General features: G+C 73.7%; 20 protein-coding genes. 15 read left to right on the forward strand and 5 right to left on the reverse strand.

Annotated elements, in window-relative coordinates; all coding sequences use genetic code 11:
- Positions 1-102: 102 nt before the first annotated feature.
- From FGE12_RS05005 to FGE12_RS05015, 3 genes are all read left to right on the forward strand, one after another.
- Complete coding sequence (locus tag FGE12_RS05005) at positions 103-1,086, forward strand: site-2 protease family protein (protein WP_153865104.1); 984 nt, start codon at positions 103-105, stop codon at positions 1,084-1,086.
- Complete coding sequence (locus tag FGE12_RS05010) at positions 1,083-2,078, forward strand: hypothetical protein (protein WP_153865105.1); 996 nt, start codon at positions 1,083-1,085, stop codon at positions 2,076-2,078. Before FGE12_RS05005 ends, FGE12_RS05010 begins: the two co-directional genes overlap by 4 nt.
- Before the next feature lie 192 nt (positions 2,079-2,270).
- Entirely contained in the window at positions 2,271-4,127 is a 1,857-nt protein-coding gene (locus FGE12_RS05015; protein WP_228530604.1) for an ATP-dependent DNA helicase, read from the forward strand.
- Positions 4,128-4,136: 9 nt separating this feature from the next.
- Here the strand turns inward: FGE12_RS05015 and FGE12_RS05020 are convergent, their stop codons facing one another.
- The 3 genes from FGE12_RS05020 to FGE12_RS05030 all read right to left on the reverse strand — a co-directional run bounded on the left by FGE12_RS05020 (position 4,137) and on the right by FGE12_RS05030 (position 6,835).
- Complete coding sequence (locus tag FGE12_RS05020; RefSeq protein ID WP_194797591.1) at positions 4,137-4,904, reverse strand: STAS-like domain-containing protein; 768 nt, start codon at positions 4,902-4,904, stop codon at positions 4,137-4,139.
- A gap of 390 nt (positions 4,905-5,294) precedes the next feature.
- On the reverse strand, positions 5,295-6,224 hold the full coding sequence (locus FGE12_RS05025) for a hypothetical protein (protein ID WP_153865107.1): 930 nt from the start codon (positions 6,222-6,224) through the stop codon (positions 5,295-5,297).
- 74 nt (positions 6,225-6,298) lie between these two features.
- On the reverse strand, positions 6,299-6,835 hold the full coding sequence (locus FGE12_RS05030; RefSeq protein WP_153865108.1) for an N-acetyltransferase: 537 nt from the start codon (positions 6,833-6,835) through the stop codon (positions 6,299-6,301).
- Positions 6,836-7,167: 332 nt separating this feature from the next.
- On the opposite strand from FGE12_RS05030, the gene FGE12_RS05035 reads away from it, so the two are divergent.
- From FGE12_RS05035 to FGE12_RS05060, 6 genes are all read left to right on the forward strand, one after another.
- Positions 7,168-7,908, forward strand: coding sequence for a GTPase domain-containing protein (locus tag FGE12_RS05035; RefSeq protein WP_194797592.1), 741 nt, complete (start codon positions 7,168-7,170; stop codon positions 7,906-7,908).
- Between the two features lie 116 nt (positions 7,909-8,024).
- Positions 8,025-9,434, forward strand: a complete 1,410-nt coding sequence (locus FGE12_RS05040; protein WP_153865496.1) for an ATP-binding protein — start codon at positions 8,025-8,027, stop codon at positions 9,432-9,434.
- Positions 9,435-9,441: 7 nt separating this feature from the next.
- The gene (locus FGE12_RS05045; RefSeq protein ID WP_153865109.1) at positions 9,442-10,581 is read left to right on the forward strand and encodes a hypothetical protein; all 1,140 of its coding nucleotides are present in this window, start codon (positions 9,442-9,444) and stop codon (positions 10,579-10,581) included.
- 31 nt (positions 10,582-10,612) lie between these two features.
- Positions 10,613-11,620: a thiamine-phosphate kinase gene (thiL, locus tag FGE12_RS05050; RefSeq protein ID WP_194797593.1), complete on the forward strand. Its 1,008-nt coding sequence runs from the start codon at positions 10,613-10,615 to the stop codon at positions 11,618-11,620.
- A gap of 78 nt (positions 11,621-11,698) precedes the next feature.
- Positions 11,699-13,048 carry a HAMP domain-containing methyl-accepting chemotaxis protein gene (locus FGE12_RS05055; RefSeq protein ID WP_194797594.1) on the forward strand — a complete coding sequence of 450 codons (1,350 nt, stop codon included), beginning with the start codon at positions 11,699-11,701 and terminating at the stop codon, positions 13,046-13,048.
- 10 nt (positions 13,049-13,058) lie between these two features.
- On the forward strand, positions 13,059-13,661 hold the full coding sequence (locus tag FGE12_RS05060) for an MmcQ/YjbR family DNA-binding protein (RefSeq protein WP_153865111.1): 603 nt from the start codon (positions 13,059-13,061) through the stop codon (positions 13,659-13,661).
- A gap of 56 nt (positions 13,662-13,717) precedes the next feature.
- Here the strand turns inward: FGE12_RS05060 and FGE12_RS05065 are convergent, their stop codons facing one another.
- Together FGE12_RS05065 and FGE12_RS29975 are read right to left on the reverse strand one after the other, a co-directional pair.
- Positions 13,718-14,032, reverse strand: coding sequence for a hypothetical protein (locus tag FGE12_RS05065; RefSeq protein WP_153865112.1), 315 nt, complete (start codon positions 14,030-14,032; stop codon positions 13,718-13,720).
- Positions 14,033-14,131: 99 nt separating this feature from the next.
- The gene (locus FGE12_RS29975) at positions 14,132-14,416 is read right to left on the reverse strand and encodes a hypothetical protein (protein ID WP_194797595.1); all 285 of its coding nucleotides are present in this window, start codon (positions 14,414-14,416) and stop codon (positions 14,132-14,134) included.
- 96 nt (positions 14,417-14,512) lie between these two features.
- Here FGE12_RS29975 and FGE12_RS30205 point away from each other — a divergent pair, with 96 nt between their 5' ends.
- From FGE12_RS30205 to larC, 6 genes are all read left to right on the forward strand, one after another.
- On the forward strand, positions 14,513-14,935 hold the full coding sequence (locus FGE12_RS30205; RefSeq protein ID WP_194797596.1) for a chemotaxis protein CheW: 423 nt from the start codon (positions 14,513-14,515) through the stop codon (positions 14,933-14,935).
- Between the two features lie 76 nt (positions 14,936-15,011).
- Positions 15,012-15,380, forward strand: coding sequence for a response regulator (locus tag FGE12_RS05075; RefSeq protein ID WP_013374565.1), 369 nt, complete (start codon positions 15,012-15,014; stop codon positions 15,378-15,380).
- Positions 15,381-15,401: 21 nt separating this feature from the next.
- Complete coding sequence (locus FGE12_RS05080; RefSeq protein WP_370458897.1) at positions 15,402-17,516, forward strand: chemotaxis protein CheW; 2,115 nt, start codon at positions 15,402-15,404, stop codon at positions 17,514-17,516.
- On the forward strand, positions 17,513-18,154 hold the full coding sequence (locus FGE12_RS05085) for a chemotaxis protein CheC (RefSeq protein ID WP_153865114.1): 642 nt from the start codon (positions 17,513-17,515) through the stop codon (positions 18,152-18,154). Before FGE12_RS05080 ends, FGE12_RS05085 begins: the two co-directional genes overlap by 4 nt.
- Positions 18,155-18,183: 29 nt before the next feature.
- Positions 18,184-18,936, forward strand: coding sequence for a nickel pincer cofactor biosynthesis protein LarB (gene larB, locus FGE12_RS05090; protein WP_153865115.1), 753 nt, complete (start codon positions 18,184-18,186; stop codon positions 18,934-18,936).
- An 8-nt stretch (positions 18,937-18,944) separates the two neighbouring features.
- Positions 18,945-20,114 carry a nickel pincer cofactor biosynthesis protein LarC gene (larC, locus tag FGE12_RS05095; RefSeq protein ID WP_153865116.1) on the forward strand — a complete coding sequence of 390 codons (1,170 nt, stop codon included), beginning with the start codon at positions 18,945-18,947 and terminating at the stop codon, positions 20,112-20,114.
- The last annotated feature ends 63 nt before the right edge of the window (positions 20,115-20,177 follow it).

Consider the following 20,177-nt stretch of genomic DNA (forward strand, 5'->3'; position numbering starts at 1 on the left):
GGGCGTAGCAGACGGCCGAGCCCAGTCAAGCGCACGGCCCCCTCCCTTCCCGGGGCACGTTGAAAAGGCGCGCCGCGCCTGCTACCCCGGAGGCTCACGCTCATGGCGACTGCCCTCTTCAGGCCGGGTGACCGGCCGCTGCTGAACCTGGCGCTGGTGGTGCTCACGCTGGGCACCACCTTCCTCACCTTCCTCTGGTGGTTCTTCGGCCTGTGGGGAGGGGAGTGGCTGCAGGCCACCGCGCCGCAGCTGCAGGAGGCGGCCACCTTCGCCCTGTGCACGGTGGCCATCCTCGGGGCGCACGAGATGGGGCACTACGTGCTCGCGCGGGTGCACGGGGTGGACAGCTCCCTGCCCTACTTCATCCCGCTGCCCTTCCTGGGCTTCGGCACCATGGGCGCGGTCATCCGGCTGCGCGCCCCCATCCCCAGCCGCAACGCGCTGGTGGACATCGGGGCGGCGGGGCCGCTCGCGGGCCTGGCGGTGGCGCTGCCGGTGCTCTTCTGGAGCTTCCGCCACGCGGTGGTGGTGGACGCGACGCACCTGCCCGTCCACTTCCCCGCGTACGGCTCGCTGCTGCACGTGGGCGCAGAGCTCTTCGCCTTCGTGCGCGACTGGCTCGCGGGCGTCGCGCCCCCGGCCCACACGCAGGAGGTGACGGTGTTCGGAGACCCCCTGCTGCTGCTCGCCGTGCGCCACCTCGCGCTGGGCGCGCTGCCCGCGGGCAAGGACGTGGCGATGAGCGCGCCGATGCTCGCCGCGTGGTTCGGCCTGCTGGTGACGCTGCTCAACCTGATGCCGGTGGGGCAGCTGGACGGCGGCCACGTGGCGTTCGCGGTGCTGGGCCGCCGCGCGCGCGCCGTGGGCAAGGCGGTGGCGCTGCTGCTGCTGGTGCTCACCGTGTTCGTGCAGTGGACCTGGGTGGTGTGGCTGCTCGTCGCGGGGCGCTTCGTGGGCTTCGGCCATCCGCAGGTGCTGGTGCCGGAGGAGGCGCTCAGCCCGGGGCGGCGGGTGGTGAGCGCGCTGTGCCTGCTCGCGCTCGTGGGCTGCGCGATGCCCGTCCCCATCACCACGGTGTTCCGGTGAAGTACCTGTGCGAGGGCTGCGAGCGGCTCGTCGCGCCGGCGGGGTTCCGGCTCGAGCCGGGCACGGCGGCGCTGCTGCTCACCTGCGAGCGCTGCGGGGCCGACACCCGCGCCGAAGCGCCCGTGCGCCAGAGCGCCGCGCCCCCGCCCGCCGCGGACTCGCGGGAGACGCGGGATGCCGCGACGGCCGACGCAGCGGCCCGGAGCGATGCGGCGCGTGACGACTGGACCCGGAATGACCTGGCCCGGAGCGACGCGGCTCGCAGCGCCGCGACCCGGGCGGAGGCGACCCGGGCCGATGCGGCTCGAGTCGATGCGGCTCGAGCCGATGCGGCTCGAGCGAATACGGCGTGGGCCGAGGCCGACGCGCCTCGCGACGAGGCTGCTGCGGCGGACCCGCGCGCCGAGCCCGCGCCGGCCGAGCACCGCGCGCCCCCGGCGCTTCGGGTGGTGTCGCTGCGCCCCTCGGGCGAGACGGTGCGCCAGGCGGCCGCGCTCGCGCGCTCGGAGGACCCCTTCGCGCCGCCGCCCGGCCACTGCCCCAAGTGCCTGGCGCGCCGGCGCGAGGGCTCCGAGGTGTGCGCGGCGTGCGGCCTCGCGTACGCGAACTTCCGCCCCGAGGAGCACCGCCCGAGCGGGCCGCTGGGCGAGGCCTGGGTGGAGCTGCTCGCCCACTGGGACGAGGAGGCGCGCCACGAGCGCTTCGTGCAGCTCGCGCTCGCCCGCGGGGAGCTGGCGGGGGCGGGGAAGCTGTACCGGCTGAGGCTCGTGCAGGCCCCGCAGGACCTCTTCGCCCAGCGGGGGCGGGACGAGGTGCTGCGGCTCGCCAGCATCTCCTCCGGCCCCGCACAGCTCGCGCGGGAGGAGGGGGCGGCTGAGGGCCGCTCGCGCTCGCGCCTCGTGGTGCAGGTGCTGATCATGCTGGTGCTGCTGGTGCTCGCGGTGATGTTCGTGGGGCAGCTGAAGGACCTGCTCTCCGGCCCCTCGCACTGAGGGCAGACGGGCAGGCGCGCCGCGCGAGGGCGAGAGAGGCGGGCAGGCAGGGCGCGCGGGCGTTACACTGCGGGGCCCGCCGTGCGCTCTCCCCACTCCGCCACCTCCCTCTCCGTCGACCTGCTGCTGGGCCCCGGCGGCGCGCTGCAGTCCGCGCTGCCCGCGTACGAGCACCGGCCCGAGCAGCTGCAGATGGCGCGCGCCGTGGAGCGCGCCTTCGGCGAGCAGAGCTACCTGCTGGCCGAGGCCGGCACCGGCACGGGCAAGACGCTCGCGTACCTGGTGCCCGCGCTGCTCAGCGGTCGGCGCGTCGTGGTGAGCACCGCGACGAAGACCCTGCAGGATCAGATCTTCTTCAAGGACCTGCCGCTGCTGCGCGAGCGCATGGGGCTGCAGTTCGAGGCGGCCTACCTCAAGGGCCGCAGCAACTACCTCTGCCTGCACCGCTACGACGCCTTCGCGAAGGACCCGCAGTTCGTCAGCCGCGAGGAGGCGCGCGCCTGGCCGCTGCTGCAGGCCTGGGCGGGCCGCACCGAGACGGGGGACCGCGGCGAGCTGGAGCTGCCGGAGAACTTCGCCGCCTGGTCGCGGCTGTCCACGACGTCGGAGACCTGCCTCGGCACGCAGTGCCCCGCGTACGAGACCTGCTTCGTCACGCGCACGCGCCGCCAGGCGGAGAACGCGGACCTGCTGGTGGTGAACCACCACCTCTTCTTCGCGGACCTCGCGCTGCGCAGCACCGGCGCGCGCGAGGCGGGCGTGCTGCCCCCCTACGACGCAGTCATCTTCGACGAGGCGCACGCGCTCGAGGACGCGGCGAGCGGCCACTTCGGCTGCAGCGTCTCCAGCTTCCGGCTGGAGGAGCTAGCGCGCGACGCGCAGGCGGCGCTGCCGCAGACGGACGCGCGCAGCGGGATGCTCGCGGCGCTCGCGCTGCGGGTGCGCGCGCAGGCGGATGCGCTCTTCGCGCAGGCGCCCGCGGCGCTCGGGCTCACGGGCAGCGAGGGCTCGGTGGCCCTGGTGCCCGAGCGCATGGCGCGGCTCTCCGGGGCCATCGAGCGGGTGAAGGAGGGGCTCGCGGCGCTGGGCAGCTTCACGGCGGCCGAGGAGGAGGCGCAGCTCTCGGCCCTCACGCGCCGCAGCGCGGAGCTGGTGGCGGAGCTCTCCTTCCTGGGTGAGGTCGGCAGCGCGGACCACGTGTACTGGGCCGAGGCGCGCGGGCGCGGCATCTTCCTGCGCGCGAGCCCCATCGACATCGCGCGCGAGCTGCAGACACGCCTTTACGGCGCCACGGACACGGTGGTGTTCACCTCCGCCACGCTCGCGGCCGAGGGGCGCTTCGACTTCTTCGCGCGCCGCATGGGGCTCTACGACGAGGACGGCGCGCCGGTGACGAGCGTGCGCCAGGTGCAGGTGCCCAGCCCCTTCGACTACACGGAGCAGGCGGCGCTCTACCTGCCCACGCACCTGCCGGACCCCAGCGCGCCCGGGTTCATCGAGGCGGCGGCCGAGGAGATCATCCGCCTCTGCGAGGTGACGGGGGGCAGGGCCTTCGTGCTCTTCACCAGCCTGCGCAACATGCAGCGCGCGCACGCGCTCGCGCTGCACCGGCTGCCCTATCAGGTCCTCCTGCAGGGCGAGCGCCCGAAGCAGCAGCTGCTCGAGGCCTTCCGCCAGGAGCCCAGCGTGCTCTTCGCCGCGCACTCCTTCTGGGAGGGCGTGGACGTGCCGGGGGATGCGCTGAGCCTCGTCATCATCGACCGGCTGCCCTTCGCCTCGCCCGGAGACCCGCTCGTGGCGGCGCGCATCCGGCAGCTGGAGGGACGCGGCGAGGAGCCCTTCGGCAGCTACCAGCTCCCGGAGGCGGCGCTCACGCTGCGCCAGGGCTTCGGGCGGCTCATCCGCACGCGCTCCGACCGGGGCGTGGTGGCGCTGCTGGACCGGCGCATCCTCACCAAGAGCTACGGGCGCGCCTTCCTCGCGAGCCTGCCGCCCGCGCACCGGGTGCAGGGCCTCGAGGAGCTCGAGGACTGGTTCCACCAGCGCTGAGGCGGACGTTCATCCGACCCGCGCTCGCTCCACCATGAAGCGCACCGCGTCGTTCATGTGCTCCGGGAGGAGCCGCGTGCCGGGGTGGGCACGGGCCCAGACGCGGAACACCTCGTCGGCGAAGCCCTGGCCCACGGAGCGCACGCCCCGGAAGTCGAGCACCACCTCCTCGAACTTCTCCATTCCGTGGAGCAGGCGCTTCGCCTCCGAGCGGGAGACGAAGTCCACGCCCACCTCGAAGAGCTTGATGAAGGCGCGCGAGCGCATGAACGCAAAGTCTTCGTTGCTGTAGGCATCGAAGACGGCCTTGAGCTCGCGCGAGGTGTCCGTGGCGAGCTCCGCGCGCACGCGAGTGCCCTGGCGCGCAGGCTGCAGCTCTCCGAGCCCCACGTCCCCGCGCACGTTGTCGGTCCACCAGCGCAGCGCGCCGCTCTCGACGAGCAGCACGTCCACCGCCTTCGACGAGAAGAACAGGCCCTGCCCGGTGTGGGCCTCGGGCGCCGTGGTGACCTTGCCCTTGGAGAGCTCCTGCAGCGCCTCGAAGTGGTCGCGCAGGTGCAGCAGCCGGCGCGCGTGCTCGAAGATGCCCTCGCCCGCGTCCACGACCTCGAATGCCACGCGCTGCGGCTCCTGCTCGAGCAGGACCTCCACCTCGGCCGCACCCGAGTGGTCGATGGCGTTGTTGAGCAGCTCGGTGAAGGCAAAGTGGAGGATGTCCATGGCGCGCTGGGGAAGCTGGCCGAGCCACGGCGCGCGCCGCTCGAGGTCCTTCCACACCTGGTCTTCCTGGAGACCCGCAGTGAGCAGCGTCAGCTGCAGCCCGGAGGGCCGCGCGCGCCGGTAGTGGGTGCCGCGTCCTGCGCCCTCCCGCGTCAGGAGCCCTTCCGAAGCCAGCGCGCTCAGGTGGGCATGTGCGGCTTGTCGGGAGATGCCAGCTCGGCTTCCCACCTCGCCGCTGGTGACCCGGGCCTGCTGTGCCAGGAGCGCATCCACCGTCTGCTTGACGATTTCCCTGACGTTCGGCCGCCTCATGGACGAATCGTCAAGTAACCGGGGCTAATCGTCAATGAAGCAGGCGTGCGCAGCGCCCTGGATTGACGATTCGGAGTGAATCGCCAGCCTGAACTCCAGATGCGTCGGGCGCGAGCGCCGTCTCCGGCGGCCCGCTCAGTGCAGCTTCGCGCCGCCGCCCTCGGCCTGCGTGCGCGCGAGCCCGCGCGCCTCGCGCAGCCGCTGGGCGAGCGCGCGCGGCACGTACTCGCGCGAGGCCTCGATGCGGCTCGCCACCTGCGCCGCGCGCACGCCGTCGCCGTGCGCAAGCAGCCGCTGCAGCAGCCGCTCCTGGTTGAGCCAGTTGGCGGGGAAAGGCAGGCCGAGCTGCGCGCCGCGCGCCTGGGCCTCGGCCCACAGCCGCGCCACGCGCTCGCGGTCGCCCGCGGCGAGCGCGTCCTCCACGAGCAGGCTCGCGGCCCAGTCGGCGCGCAGGCGCCCGGGGCGCAGGGGGGCGCTGCGCCAGTCCGCCTGCAGGGCCTCCTCGAGGAGCGGGCGCGCCCGGTCGCGCTCGCCCGCCAGGTGCAGCGCCACGCCGGCGTCCGCCCGGTGCAGCGGGGCGTGGGCGGGGTCGCGCTCGGCGGCGGCGAGGAAGAGGGCGGAGGCCTGCAGGGGACGCCCGGGGCGCAGGCGCTCGGCGGCGTCCACCACCTGCTCGAGCGGCGCGCTGCGGGCAGCCTCGGGGGTGAGCGCCTCGGCGCGCAGCTCCGCGGCCGTCTCGGCGGCGAGCGCGCGCTCCACCTCCTCGCGCAGCGGGGCCACCTCGTCCATCGGCAGGCCGCCTTCCGCCGCGCGCTCCAGCAGCGCGAGCGCCTCCTGGGAGGCGGGCACCAGCTCCTCCTGCATCACGGTGAGCGCGTCCTGGAAGCGCAGGAAGGCCATCAGCGCGAGCAGGCGCGGGGGCACGGCGCCCCCGGGCCCCTCCGGCAGGTGGTCGCGCAAGAGCAGCAGCGCGGTGGCCCAGTCCTCGCGCTCGAGCGCGCGCGCGAGCGCCACGTCGTGGTCGTCCGGCAGACCCCAGGGGGGAGCGAAGAGGTGCGAAGTCATGAGGCCCTGGAAAGTGAAGCGGGAGGGTGCGGTGCACCCTCCCGCAGGGGAGACGCGAGCTGCGTGCGCGCGCGCTACAGCTCGCGCGACATGAGCAGCCGCAGCTTGCCGCTCTTCTTGGACACCACGGTGGCCACGGTGGTGAAGCCCGCGGTGCGGTAGAAGCTCACGGCCGGCGCGTTCGCCGGGTCCACGCGCAGCGCCAGCGTCTTGCGGAACATGTCGCGCGCGACCTGGATGGCGTGGTTGAGCAGCAGCACGCCCAGGCCCTTGCGGCGCAGCTCCGGCTTCACCACGATGTTGCGCATGTAGGCGGCGCCGGGCACCGGCCCGTCGCGCTCGATGGTCACGTAGCCCACGGCCTGCCCCTGCAGCTTCATCACGTGGATGTAGGGCCGCAGCTGGGTCAGCGCCTGCAGGCTCTCCTCGGGGCCCTCACCGCGCGACTTCCACGGCTCGCTCGAAGCCCGCAGCGCGGCCACGGTCGGCATGTCCTCGTCCGAGGGGGGCGCGAACTTGGCGGCGGTGGCCAGGTCGTTGGGCAGGCTGGCCAGGTCCAGCAACGGCACCGTGCTCAGCTCCACGCCGGACTCCACCCGCTTCATCGTCATTCGGTGTGCTCCTTCAGGCCTTCTCGTCAGACGGTGTACGCCCGCTCGCTCTGCCGTGGATCCTACCGCATCCACCACGGGCTGGAACCCTCCTCAACCCTGCGCACGGCCCGGTCATTCCGGACCTTGGCAGTCCACCCGAAGCCCACTTCCGCGCACCCGAATGACGGGCCGTGGACGCTCGCCCCCCACCGGCGGACGAGCGAGCGCCGGGGGAGGCCCGGGCTGCCTGGGCATCGGAGTCCAGGGACTGTATAACCGCGGACGTCGTCCGGTGCCGCGCCTCCCGCGCGCTCCGGGCGCAGGGCAGCCCGGGGCGGGACAGAACTCTCGTGCAACTCAATCACGCGCAGCGCGAGCTCACGGTCAAGGTCGTCTATTACGGCCCGGGCCTGAGCGGCAAGACGACGAACCTGCAGCAGATCCACGCGCGCACGCGCAGCGAGGTGCGTGGCCGCCTGCTCACCGTCGAGACGCACGACGACCGCACCCTGTTCTTCGACCTGCTGCCCGTCTTCTTCACCACCGAGGCCGGCTTCAAGGTGAAGGTGAAGCTGTTCACCGTGCCCGGCCAGGTCATCCACAACGCCACCCGGCGCATCGTGCTGCAGAACGCGGACGCGGTGGCTTTCATCGCGGACAGCCGCCGCAGCGCCGGCAAGGACAACAACGCGTACTGGAAGAACCTGCAGGAGAACATGCGCGAGAACGGGCTGGACCCCGCGCACGTGCCGGTGGTCATCCAGTTCAACAAGCGCGACCTGCCGGACACCAAGAGCGACGCGGAGATCGAGGAGACGCGCAAGAAGGGCCGCGAGGCCGTGGTGGGCGCGGTGGCCATCCGCGGCGAGGGCGTGCTGGAGACCTTCCACGCCGTGCTGCAGGGCGCCTACCGCCAGCTGGACGCGCGCCACCAGCTGGGGCGCAACCTGAACCTCACCGAGGGCGAGTTCCTCGCGCAGATCTTCCGCCAGATGGACCTGGCCGGCACGCAGCTCGCGAGCCGCTACCCGCCGCGCCGCCCCACCGGCGCGACGCCGCCGCCCGTGGCCGGCCGCGGAGGCGTGCGTTGAGCGCCCCCTCGGACAGCGCCGCCGCCGCGCTCGTGCCCGTGCATTCGCCGACGTCCACTTCAACGCCCGTGCCGCGGCGCGAGAGCGTGCTGCAGAAGAAGCTCGGGCTGCAGGACATGCTGGACCTGCCCACCTTCCAGGAGGTGGTGAAGAGCTTCAGCGACCTGTACGGCGTGGGCATCAAGGTGCTGGACGCGCGCGGCAACAAGCTCGCGGACGTGAAGGTGGGCAACGGGGACTTCTGCGGCTCGGTGTTCAGCCACGCGGAAGGGCGCCACCGCTGCACCGCCACCGTGGCGCGGGTGAAGGACGGGCCGCTCGAGCCGGTGCTCGGCGCGCGCACCCCGCTCACCGAGGTGCCCGGCGCGCTGGGCATGCTCACGCTGCCCTGCTTCACCGGCCTGCGCTACCTGGTGATGCCGGTGCGCTGGGAGGGCGACGTGCTGGGGCGCACCATCTTCGGCCCCTTCACCCCGGACGAGCTCAAGGACTTCCCGCCCACGCTGCAGGACCTCGCGGGGCTGGACCTGGACCTCGCCCGCGTGCACCTGGGCAAGGTGCGCCGCGCGCACGAGCGCACGGTGGCGCAGGTGCTGGTGCACTTCAGCCAGGTGCTCGGCACGCTCATCGCCGCGGGGCAGAAGACCTACCTCACCAGCCAGCTGCACATCGAGGCCACGCTCGAGACGAACCGCGAGCTCGAGGAGCAGAACGCGCGGCTCGAGGGGCTCAACACCCGGCTGAAGGAGCTGGACCGGCTCAAGAGCAGCTTCCTCGCCACGGTGAGCCACGAGCTGCGCACGCCGCTCACCAGCATCATCGGCTACTCGGAGATGCTCAGCGAGGGGCTCGCCGGCGCGCTCAACCCCGAGCAGGCCGAGTACGTGCGCACCATCGTGGACAAGGGGGAGACGCTGCTCAAGCTCATCTCCTCCATCCTCGACATCAGCCAGATCGAGGCGGGCAAGGTGCGCCTCGCCTTCGAGCCGGTGGACGTGGGGGAGCTGCTGCAGAACGCGCTCACCAGCGTGGCGCCGCAGGCCCAGCGCAAGGGCGTGCAGCTCAAGGTGCGCCGGCCGGAGGGCCCCCAGCCGCGCGTGGGCGCGGACCGCGACAAGCTGCGCCAGGTGGTGGTGAACCTGCTGGCCAACGCGGTGAAGTTCACGCCCCAGGGCGGCGCCGTGAGCGTGCAGCTGAGCGAGCAGGGGCCGCAGCCGGAGCTGGGGCGCGAGGGCTACCGCATCCTCGTGGAGGACAGCGGGGTGGGCATCCCCTCGGACCAGTTCGACCGCATCTTCCAGAGCTTCTACCAGGTGGACAACAGCAGCACGCGCGAGTTCGGCGGCGCGGGGCTGGGGCTCGCCATCGTGAAGAGCTTCGTGGAGGGACACGGCGGCGTGGTGCGGGTGGCGAGCGAGCTGGGCCACGGCGCGCGCTTCACCGCGGTGCTCCCGGTGCGCCCGCCCATGCCCTCGCAGGGCCCGGTGCTCATCGCCCCGCCGGTGGTGGAGCCGGACCGCTTCTAGCGTGCCCGTGAGCTCCGCCGCACGCTCCGCCCCTCCCGACCCCGCACCGGCCATCGCTCCCGACGCCGAGCCGCAGCAGCCCGGCTTCGCGCGCCGGCTGCGCGTGCCCCTGCTGCTGCTCGCGCTCGTGCTCCTGCACCACCTGGGCAGCTGGCTGTACCTGGGCGCGCGCCGGGGCGTGCCGCTGCTGGACGCGCTCAACCGCTGGGACTCGGCGCTCTACAGCACCGTGGCCACCCGCGGCGCCGAGGGGCCGCTCTGGGCCTTCCTCCCGCTCTATCCGGCGGCCGTGCGCGCGGGGCTGTGGCTGCTGCCCGGGGGGCTCGCGCCCCAGGTCGTGGGGCTGCTGCTCTCCACGCTCGCGCTGCTCCTCTTCGTGCTCGCGGTGACGTGGGCGCAGGGGAGGGTCGCGCCCGGCGACGCGCGCGCCGCGCTCCTGCCGCGCGGGAGCTGGGGCTGGTTCGTGCTGCTGTACTGGCCGGTGAGCTACACGCTGCACTCGCACCACACCGAGGGGCTCTTCCTCCTGCTCTCCTTCGGGGCGCTGTGGGCGGCCGCGGGTGGGCGCGCGGTGGTGGCGGGGCTGCTCGCGGCCGCGTGCGTGTGGACGCGCAACCAGGGGGTGCTCGTCGCGGTGACGGCGGCGCTGCTGGGCCTGCCGCAGTGGCGGCGCTTCCTGCTCACGGGCGGCCTCGCGTTCGCGGGCTTCCTCGCGCTGCTGGGCTACGAGGCCGCGGGCACCGGGGACCCGCTCGCCTTCCTCCACGCGCAGGGCGGCTGGACCCACGCCGCCTCGGTGGGGGACGTGCTGCGCACCTTCTGGTTCGGCAACCCCTGGCAGAACACGAACACGGGCTCGCTGCAGCGCCACGCCTGGTACCTGCTCGCGCTCGCGCTGGTGCCCGGCCTGTGGCGGCGCAGCGGGCCGCTCGGGCTCTACGCGCTGCTCTCGCTCGCGCTCATCCTGCTGCAGGGCGAGCTGGTGAATGCCTTCCGCTACACGGTGGTGCTCTTCCCGCTCGCGTTCTACGCGGGGGAGCGGCTCGAGCGGCTGCCCCCCTGGGCGCGCGGGGCGCTCGCGCTGGGGCTGGTGTGGCTCAACCACGAGCTGACGCGCCGCTACGCGCTGGGGCAGTGGGCCTACTGAAGGGCGCGCCCCTCTGCTAGAGGTCGGCGCCGTGAAGCGCGCCCCCGCCACTGCCGGAGAGTTCGAGCTCATCGACGCCTTCGTCGCGTGCTTCCCGCGCGCGCGCACGCCGCGGGGCCCGGGGGACGACTGCGCGCTGCTGCCGCCCTCGCGCCGCGCGCTGTGCGTCACCACGGACGCGGTGGTGGAGGACGTGCACTTCCGGCGCGCCACCTTCCGCCCCGAGGACATCGGGCACAAGGCGCTCGCGGTGAACCTCTCGGACCTCGCGGCCATGGGCGCCGAGCCCGCCTGGTTCGTGTGCGCGCTCGCGCTGCCGCCGGACTTCGGCCGGGAGGCGTGCGTGCGGCTGGGGCGCGGCATGGCCCGGCTCGCGCGCGAGAGCGGCATCGCGCTCGTGGGCGGCAACGTGACGCGCGCGCGCGAGCTCTCCGTCACGCTCACCGTGGCGGGCCACGCGCCCGCGCGGCCGCTGCTGCGCTCGGGCGGGCGCGCAGGAGACCTGCTCTACGTGAGCGGGCGGCTGGGGGAGGCGCGCCACGGCCTGCGCGAGCTCGAGGCCGGGGTGCGCCGGGGCGCGGCGGTGGAGCGCCAGCGGCGGCCCACCCCGCGGCTCGCGCTGGGGCGGCTCGCCGCGCGCTTCGCCTCTGCCGGAATGGACCTGTCGGACGGGCTCGCCCAGGACCTCGGGCACCTCGCGCGCGCCTCCCGCGTGGCGGCGCGCGTGGTGCCCGCGTGGCTGCCCGTCTCGCCTGCGCTCGCGCGGGTGCTGGGCCTCGAGCGCGCGCGCGCCGAGGCGCTCGCGGGCGGCGAGGACTACGAGCTGCTGCTCGCCGTGCCGCCGGCCCGGGCGCGCGCCTTCGAGCGCGCGTGTGGGCGGGGGGGCCACACCGTGACCTGTGTGGGTGCGCTGGCGCGGGGGCCCGCGGGCCGCGTGATCCTGGAGGGTTCCCGAGGCGCACCGCTGCGTGACGCGCTCGGTCGCCCGGTCGCGCTGCCCGCCGGGCACGACCACCTGGCAGGCAGGCCCGGGCGGTAGATTGACCGTGCCGGTGGGCGGGGATAAACCGGAGCCCCTCGTCTCTCACCGCTGCATCCGCAGAGGCCCTCCCTCCCCGTGCGCCGCCCCCTTCGCGACGATCTCCCCTCCGGCCTGCCGACGCGCCGTGAGCCTGTCCAGCGCCTGCTGCGCGTCGTCGAGGCGCCCGGCCAGGGCCGCGACGTGTCGCTGCACCTCAAGATCCTCACCGGCTACGTGGTGCTGGGTGCGGCGCTCTCGGCGGCCTTCCTCCTCTCCGAGGACCTGGGCGTGGCCCTGCGGCTCACGCTCGCCGGCGTCATCACCCTGGTGCTCGCGCTCGCGCTGCCCAGCCTGCTCGCGCGCGTCACCCGCGTGCGCGTGCTCAGCCGCTCCGCCTTCGAGATCTCCCAGGGAGACCTCTCCAAGCCGGTGCACACCCCGTCCGCCGGCATCGCGCGCGACGAGATCGACGAGCTCACCGGCGCCATCAGCAAGATGCAGGAGAACCTGCGCGAGCTGGTGGGCAAGATCCAGGACACCGCCAAGAGCGTGGCGGACACCGCGCGCGACCTGAGCCGCTCCGCCGAGAACGTGAACGGGTCCACCGAGGAGGTGGGCTCCTCCATGGACAAGATCGCGACCGGCGCCGCCGCCCAGCGCCAGCTGGTGGTGCAGGCCTCCAAGGTCATCACCGAGATGGCCGGCAGCATCCAGCGCACCGCCACCTCGGCCGAGGACGCGACCCGCGCCTCCGCGGACACCAGCATGTCCGCCGAGGACGGCAGCAAGGCGGCGCGGCTCGCCGGCGAGAAGGTGAAGAAGGTCTTCAACCGCATCGAGGACGCGAGCCAGCAGGTGTTCGCCTTCGGCGAGAAGACGCAGGAGATCTCCAAGATCGTGGACGCCATCACCCAGGTGGCCCAGCAGACGAACCTGCTCGCGCTCAACGCGACGATCGAGGCGGCGCGCGCGGGCGAGTACGGCCGCGGCTTCGCGGTGGTCGCGGACGAGGTGCGCAAGCTCGCCGAGAGCGCCGGTCGCTCCGCGGAGCAGATCTCCAAGCTCGCGCGCGACATCTCCGGCCAGTCCACCTCGGTGGTCAGCGCCATGAAGGAGGGCATCGCGGAGCTCGAGGAGGGCCGCGAGGACCTCACCGCGATCGTGCGCTCCATGGGCGCCATCACCGACACCGCGCGCAAGGGCGCGGACAAGGTGCACCTCATCTCCGACAGCGCCCGCGAGCAGCTCAAGGGCAGCGAGGAGATGGTGAAGGCGATCGAGGAGATCAGCCGCGTGGCGCGCGACAACGCCGGCTCCACCGAGGCCATCCAGGCCGTCATCCAGGAGCAGGTGGGCGCGGTGAGCCAGATGACCGGGCTCGCGAGCGAGCTGACCAACCTCTCCGTGGAGCTGCAGAGCGTGGTGCGCAGCTTCCGGCTCGGCTAAAGCGCCGGCCATGGGCACCTCCTCTCCGAAGCTCCCCGCCGCGCTCGCGGCCGCCGAGGCGCAGCTCGCGCGCGCGGCACTCACCTACCCGGGCGCCACCGAGGACTTCCCCTGGGGCCACCGCGCCGCCAAGGTGAACGGGAAGATGTTCGCCATCCTCTCCACCGACGAGGGGAAGCTGAGCGCCACCTTCAAGCTGCCGGTGAGCCACGAGGCCGCGCTGCTCTTCCCCTTCGCAGAGCCCACCGGCTACGGCATGGGCAAGAGCGGCTGGGTGACGAGCCGCTTCGCGCCCGGCGACGCGGTACCGGTGGAGCTGCTGGAGAGCTGGCTCGAGGAGAGCTACCAGGCCGTGGCGCCCAAGCGCGTGAGCGGCGCGGCCCGCAGCGCGCCCGCGGCGAAGGGTGCAGCCGCGAAGAAGGCCCCCGCGAAGAAGGCCGTGCTGCCGCGCGCACCGCTCGCGAGCAGCGCGGGCAAGCAGACGGTGAAGCGCGCCCTGAGCGCGCTCACGTCCGGGGCGAAGCCGGCGACCGCGAAGAAGGCCGCCAAGCCGCGCAAGGCAGCGGCCGCGAAGAAGCCCGCAGCCACAAAGAAGCCTGCGGCCACCCGCTGAACCGCGTCCTCCCTCTCCCTCTGGGAGAGGGTCGGGGTGAGGGATGTCCTCCCCCTCTACTTCCGCTCCTTGTCCGGGTACGCGGACCAGTAGGTCTCCGGGAGCGGGTTGGTGCCGCGGTCGCTGCGGGGCCCGTCACCGTCGGGAATCGCGTTGAAGGCCTCGCGCGGGTCTCGCTCCTCGGCGCTCGCGCCGCGCGGATTCGGAGTGTCCTCGGCGTCCTGCTCCCAGTTCTCCTCGCCGTCGTCGTCGGCGGCCGCGCCGCGCGACGAGGGCAGTCCCTCCGTGGGCTCGCCGCGCACGGTGGTGGGGCGGCCGTACATGTCCTCGGCGGGCGAGGGACCTGCGCCGTTCTTCTTCTGCTCAGCCATGGATGCGTCCTCCGTAGCCCCAACGGTCGTGGCGGGAGGCGGGCGCGGCAACCTCCCGCAGAGCGTGCACAGGAGGCGAGCGGCTCCCTGGCTGGCTGCTCAGCGTGAGGCGTTGTGAGGGCCGCGCAGGTTCGGACCTCGCAGGTTCGGACCTCGCAGGTTTGGATCAATAGGGGGCGGCCCGCCGCGCTTGCGCAGGATGCGCACGGTCCAGAAGAGGACGAGGACCGCGATGGCCGCGACCCAGAACCACCAGATGGGGCCGCCGTGGGTGCCGCGAGGGTTTCCGCCGCGGTCCTGGGCGAGCGCGAGCAGCGGCGCGAGCCAGGCGGTGACGAAGAGGAGGGGAGCAGGGAGGGGAGAGGTGCGGGGAGAGGGGTGCATGTCCCGCACCGTGGGCACGGGTCCCTCCGCCCACAACCCCGACCCGCGCAGTGGGGCCGGCGGGCGGCCGCGCGCTTCTGCTACAACGTGGCCCCTGTGAGGCACGTCATCTTCCGCGTGGAGAAGGAGCGCTACGGGCTGCCGCTCGCGGCGGTGCGCGAGGTGGTGGTGCCCCCCGCGCGCTTCAGCCGGGTGCCGCGCGCGCCCCCGGCGGTGCGCGGGGTGATGAACCTGCGCGGGCGCGTGGTGACGGTGGTGGAGCTGGGCCCGCTGCTGGGCCTCTCCGAGGGCAGCACGCCGCCTGCTCGCGTGGTGCTGCTGGACCGGGGTCGCCGCGACCTGGGGCTGCTGGTGACGGAGGTGGAGGGGGTGGAGAGCATCGAGCGGGTGCTCAACGCACCGGGTCGAGCCGTGCCCGCGGTGCGCGGCGTGGCCCGCGTCAAGGGGCTGGCGGTCACGGTGCTGGACCCCGAGGGAATCGACGGGGCGGTCGTCGGCTTGTTCGCCCCCCAGAAGTGATTAGGCGCGGGAAAAATCCGGATGGTAGGCTCCGGCCTCCCTCTCTCAAGGCCTTCGCCGGAGGCGGAGCATCTACATGGCAAAGCGGGTCCTGGTCGTCGACGACGCGATCTTCATGCGCAACATGATCAAGGACATCTTCGCGTCCGGTGGCTTCGAGGTGGTGGGCGAGGCAGCGAATGGCCTCGAGGCGGTGGAGAAGTACAAGGAGCTCAAGCCCGACCTCACCACGATGGACATCGTGATGCCCTTCAAGAGCGGCATCGAGGCGACGCGGGAGATCCTCAAGCACGACACCAACGCGGTCGTGATCATGTGCTCGGCGCTGGGCCAGGAGAGCCTGGTGATGGAGGCCATCGAGGCCGGCGCGAGCGACTTCATCGTGAAGCCCTTCCGCGCCGAGGACGTGCTCGCGGTGGTGAAGAAGGTCCTCGGCGAGGGCTAGCGGCGGGCTCCGGACATGACGATGGACATGTCCCGCTACCTCGGTCTCTTCGTCACCGAGGCGAGCGAGCACCTCGAGGGCCTGGGCCGCGACCTGGTCGAGCTCGAGAAGAGCGGCGGCCCGGGGGCGCAGGGTGCTCCGACTCCCGGGGCTCTGATCGACTCGATGTTCCGCCACGCCCACTCGGTGAAGGGCATGGCCAGCAGCATGGGCTTCGAGCCCATCGCCGTGCTCGCCCACCGCTCCGAGGACCTGGTGGAGGCGGTGCGCCAGGACGCCGGGCGCCTGGACCGCGAGCTGGTGGACCTGCTGCTCGCCGCCACCGACACGATGCTCGCGCAGGTGCGCGCCGTCGCGGAGGCCCGGCCCGCGGACGAGGCCTCGGCGCTGCTCGCGCAGCTCACCGCGCGCGTCTCCGCCATCACCGGCCAGCAGGTGGCCCCCACGCGCGTCGCCAAGACGCGCGTGAGCGTGGACGCGCCCGCAGCGGCTCCCGCGGCCGCGGCGCCCGCTCCTGCGGCGCCGGCCGCGACCGCAGCGCCCCTGCCGCCGCGCTCGGACGCCGCGCTGGGGCTGCCGCCGCGCTTCTCGGTGCGGCTGCGCATCGCGCCCAGCTGCCAGGTGCCCGGGGTGCGCGCCTTCCTCGTGCACAAGCGGCTCAGCGGCCTGGGCAACATCTTCGACCTGCGCCCCGCGCTCGACGACCTCAAGGCGGGCCGCATCCCGGAGGGGCTCATCCAGCTCGAGCTGGAGACGGGCGCCGGCGAGGACGGCGTGCGCGCCGCGCTGCGCACGGTGTCCGAGGTGGAGATCCTCTCGCTCAAGCCCGGAGGCGCGAGCGCGCCTCCTCCTGCGCCCCCTGCGGCCGCGCCCGCTGTCCGGGCCGCCGCGAACCCCGCCGCGCCCAGCGCCGCGCCCGCGTCCGGCGAGGCCGCGCGGGCGGCTGCGGCCAGCGCCTCGGGGGTCGTCGGCGGCGAGGGCAGCGCGCGCACCGTGCGCGTGCGCACCGAGCTGCTGGACTACTTCCTGGACACCGTGGGTGAGCTCCTGCTCGCCACCGCGCGCCTGCGCGAGGTGGGCAAGACGCTGCCGGAGAACGTGCGCCCGCCGATGGAGGAGGGCGTCTACCGGCTGCACGCGCTGGTGAAGGACCTGCACGACAAGGTGATGACGGCGCGCATGACGCCGCTCTCGGTCATCACCGACCGGCTCCCCCGCGCCGCGCGCGACATCGCCCGGCGCAAGGAGCGCGAGGTGGACCTGGTCATCAGCGGCGCGGAGATCGAGCTGGACCGCGCCATCCTGGACGACCTCGCGGACCCGCTGCTGCACCTGCTGCGCAACTGCATCGACCACGGCCTGGAGAGCCCCGAGGAGCGCGTGGCGGCGAAGAAGCCCCCCAAGGGCCGGGTGCTCGTCTCGGTGCGCCGCCAGCGCGACCGCGTGGTGGTGGAGCTGGAGGACGACGGGCGGGGCATGAACGCCGAGAAGCTCAAGGCGGCGGCGCTCGCGCGCGGGCTCATCACCCAGGAGACCGCGAGCCGGATGAGCGACCGCGAGGCCTTCCTGCTCGCGTGCGCCCCGGGCGTCTCCACCGCGAAGGACATCACGGACATCTCCGGGCGCGGCGTGGGCATGGACGCGGTGAAGCGCGCCGTGGAGAACGTGGGCGGCACCCTGGAGATCGAGAGCGAGGCCGGGCGCGGCACCCGCTTCACCCTCAAGCTGCCGCTCACGGTCGCCGTGGTGCAGCTGCTGCTGGTGGGGGTGGGCGAGGAGGTGTTCGGCCTGCCCATCGCCAAGGTGCTCGGCGCCACCGAGGCGGACGGGGACGCGCTCTCCCGCAGCCGCGAGACGCCCCTGCTGCCCCACGGCAACGCGCTGCTGCCGGTGCACTTCCTGGAGACCCTGGTGGGGGTGCCCGGGGCGGCGGGCCGGGTGCGCCCCTTCGTGGTGATGGAGTCGGACACCGGACGGCTCGCGCTCGCGGTAGACCGGCTGCTCGGCCAGGAGGAAGTCGTGCTCAAGGCACTGAGCCGGCCCCTGGATTTGCTCCCGGGCCTTTCTGGCGTCACCATCCTGGGGACTGGGCGTCCGGTCTTCATTCTGGACGTGCCGAGGCTCCTGAGCGCATGACCCCCTCCACCCCCATTCCCCCGGGCACGCCCCCGGGCGCCGAGCTGCTCGAGCCCCAGCGCGATGCGCTGCGCGAGGTGGCGAACATCGGCTGCGGCCACGCGGCCAACGCGCTCGCGCGGCTGATGGGCGGGCGGCCCGTGCAGCTCAGCGTGCCGCGGGTGGAGTCCATCGACTTCTCGGCCGGGGCCGCGGACCTCACCCGGATGCTGGGCGGCGCGGGCGTGAGCGTGCTGGGCGCGCAGCTGGGCGTGGAGGGCGAGCTCAACGGCAGCCTCCTCATGCTCCTGCCCACCCGCGACGGCGAGGCGCTGGGCCAGCTGCTGATGGGCGGCACGCCCGCGAGCGCCGAGGACACCCGCAGCGCGCTGAGCGAGACGGCGAACATCCTCGCGAGCGCGTGCCTCTCGGCCATCGGCACCCTCACCGGCTGGCGGCTGCTGCCCAGCGTGCCCCACCTCACCGAGGGGCCCGCCGGGGACGTGGTGGCCGAGGCCCTCAGCGGCATGGAGGGGGCGAGCGCGCGCCTGGTGGTGCTCGAGGCCCGCTTCAGCGCCCCGCAGGTCTCCGGGCAGCTGCTGCTCCTGCTCGAGCCGCGCGCCTCGCGCGAGCTGCTGCAGCGGCTCGGCGTATCCTGAGCGGGGCCGCTGAGGTAGACCTCGCTCCCATGGACGAGAAGACCCTCACGCAGCTGCTCTCCCAGGTGAAGGGGGGCAAGGTTTCCGTGGACGAGGCCGTGGGCCGGCTCAAGGACCTGCCCTTCGCGCAGCTCGGCTACGCCACCGTGGACACGCACCGCTCGCTGCGCTTCGGCGTGCCCGAGGTGGTGCTGGGCGGCCCCAAGACGGTGGAGCAGCTGCTCGGCATCGTGGGTGTGCTGGTGGAGCGCAAGCAGACGGTGCTGGTGACGCGCCTGCAGCCGGAGAAGGCCGAGGCGCTGCTCGAGCGCTTCCCGAAGGCGAAGTACCATGAGGTGGCGAAGCTCTTCCACCTGCCGCAGGGCAAGCCCAAGGCGGGCATCGTGGCGGTGGTGAGCGCGGGCACCAGCGACCTGCCGGTGGCCGAGGAGGCGGCGCTCACGGCGGAGGCCATGGGCGCGACGGTGCGGCGCGTGTACGACGTGGGCGTGGCCGGCATCCACCGGCTGCTCGCGCGGCGCGAGGAGATCCAGGGCGCGCACGCGGCCGTGGTGGTGGCGGGCATGGAGGGCGCGCTCGCGAGCGCGGCGGGAGGCCTGGTGGGCATCCCGGTCGTCGCGGTGCCCACCAGCGTGGGCTACGGGGCGAGCTTCGGCGGCGTCTCGGCGCTGCTCGCGATGGTGAACTCCTGCGCCTCGAACGTGGCCACCATGAACATCGACAACGGCTTCGGCGGCGGCTTCTACGCCGCGCTCATCAGCCGCACCAAGGGCCGCCGGTAGCCCTCCCCATGCGAAAAATCCTCTACCTCGAGCCCGTGGGCGGCATCGCGGGCGACATGTTCCTGGCCGCGGGCGTCGACCTCGGCCTCTCGCCGGATGCGATCGCGCACGCGCTGAGTGGCCTGCAGGTCCCGGGCTGGAAGCTCTCGGTGAGTCGCGCGGTGCGCCACGCCATCAGCGGCACACACCTGGACGTGGTGCTGGACGAGCGCGAGGCCCACCCGCACCGCGCCTACGCGGACATCCGCCAGCTCATCGAGGCGGCCCCCACGCTGAGCCCGCGGGTGAAAGAGCGCGCGCTCGCGGTGTTCCGGGCCATCGGCGAGGCGGAGGCGAAGGTGCACGGCGTCTCGGTGGAGGAGATCCACTTCCACGAGGTGGGGGCCGTGGACTCCATCGTGGACATCTGCGGCGCGGCCGTGGTGCTGGAGCTGCTCGGAGACCCCGAGGTGCACGCGGCGCCGCCGCCCCTGGGCTCGGGCAGCATCCGGGTGGCGCACGGGATGATGCCCATCCCCGTGCCCGCCACGCTGGAGCTGCTGCGCGACGTGCCGGTGCGCTTCGAGGGCGTGGGCGAGCTGACCACGCCCACGGGCGCGGCGCTGCTCAAGGTGCTCGCGCACATCGGCACGCCGCCGAACTTCATCGTCGAGCGCGTGGGCTACGGGGTGGGGACGAAGGACTTCAAGGACCGCCCCAACGTGCTGCGCGCGAGCCTCGGCCACGCAGAGGAGAAGGCGCAGGGCGGCCTCTGGGAGCTGCAGGCGAACCTGGACGACGCGACGCCGCAGCTGCTCGGCTACCTCGTGGAGCGGCTGATGGCCGCCGGGGCGCTGGATGCGTGGGTGCTGCCGGCGGTGATGAAGAAGGGGCGCCCCGGGCACCTGCTGGGCGTGCTGTGCGAGGGCGGCAGGCGCGAGAGCCTGCTGGACCTGCTCGTGCGCGAGAGCCCCACGCTGGGCGTGCGCTCGCACCCGGTGGAGCGGCTCGCGCTCGAGCGCGACTGGGTGCAGGTGCAGACGCCGTGGGGCGCGGTGCGCGTGAAGCGCGGCCTGCGCGCGGGCCAGGTGCTCAACGCGCACCCCGAGTTCGAGGACTGCCGCGCGCTCGCGGAAGGTGCGGGCGTGCCGCTCAAGGACGTGATGGCCGCGGCCCTGCGCGCGCTGCCGCAGGGCTAGGGCGCCCGCGCCGCGCACCGGTACGGGGAACCCCGCACGAGCGCGCTCCTCCTCCGCGCACCC

This window comes from Aggregicoccus sp. 17bor-14, assembly GCF_009659535.1.
Taxonomy (GTDB): Bacteria; Myxococcota; Myxococcia; order Myxococcales; family Myxococcaceae; genus Aggregicoccus.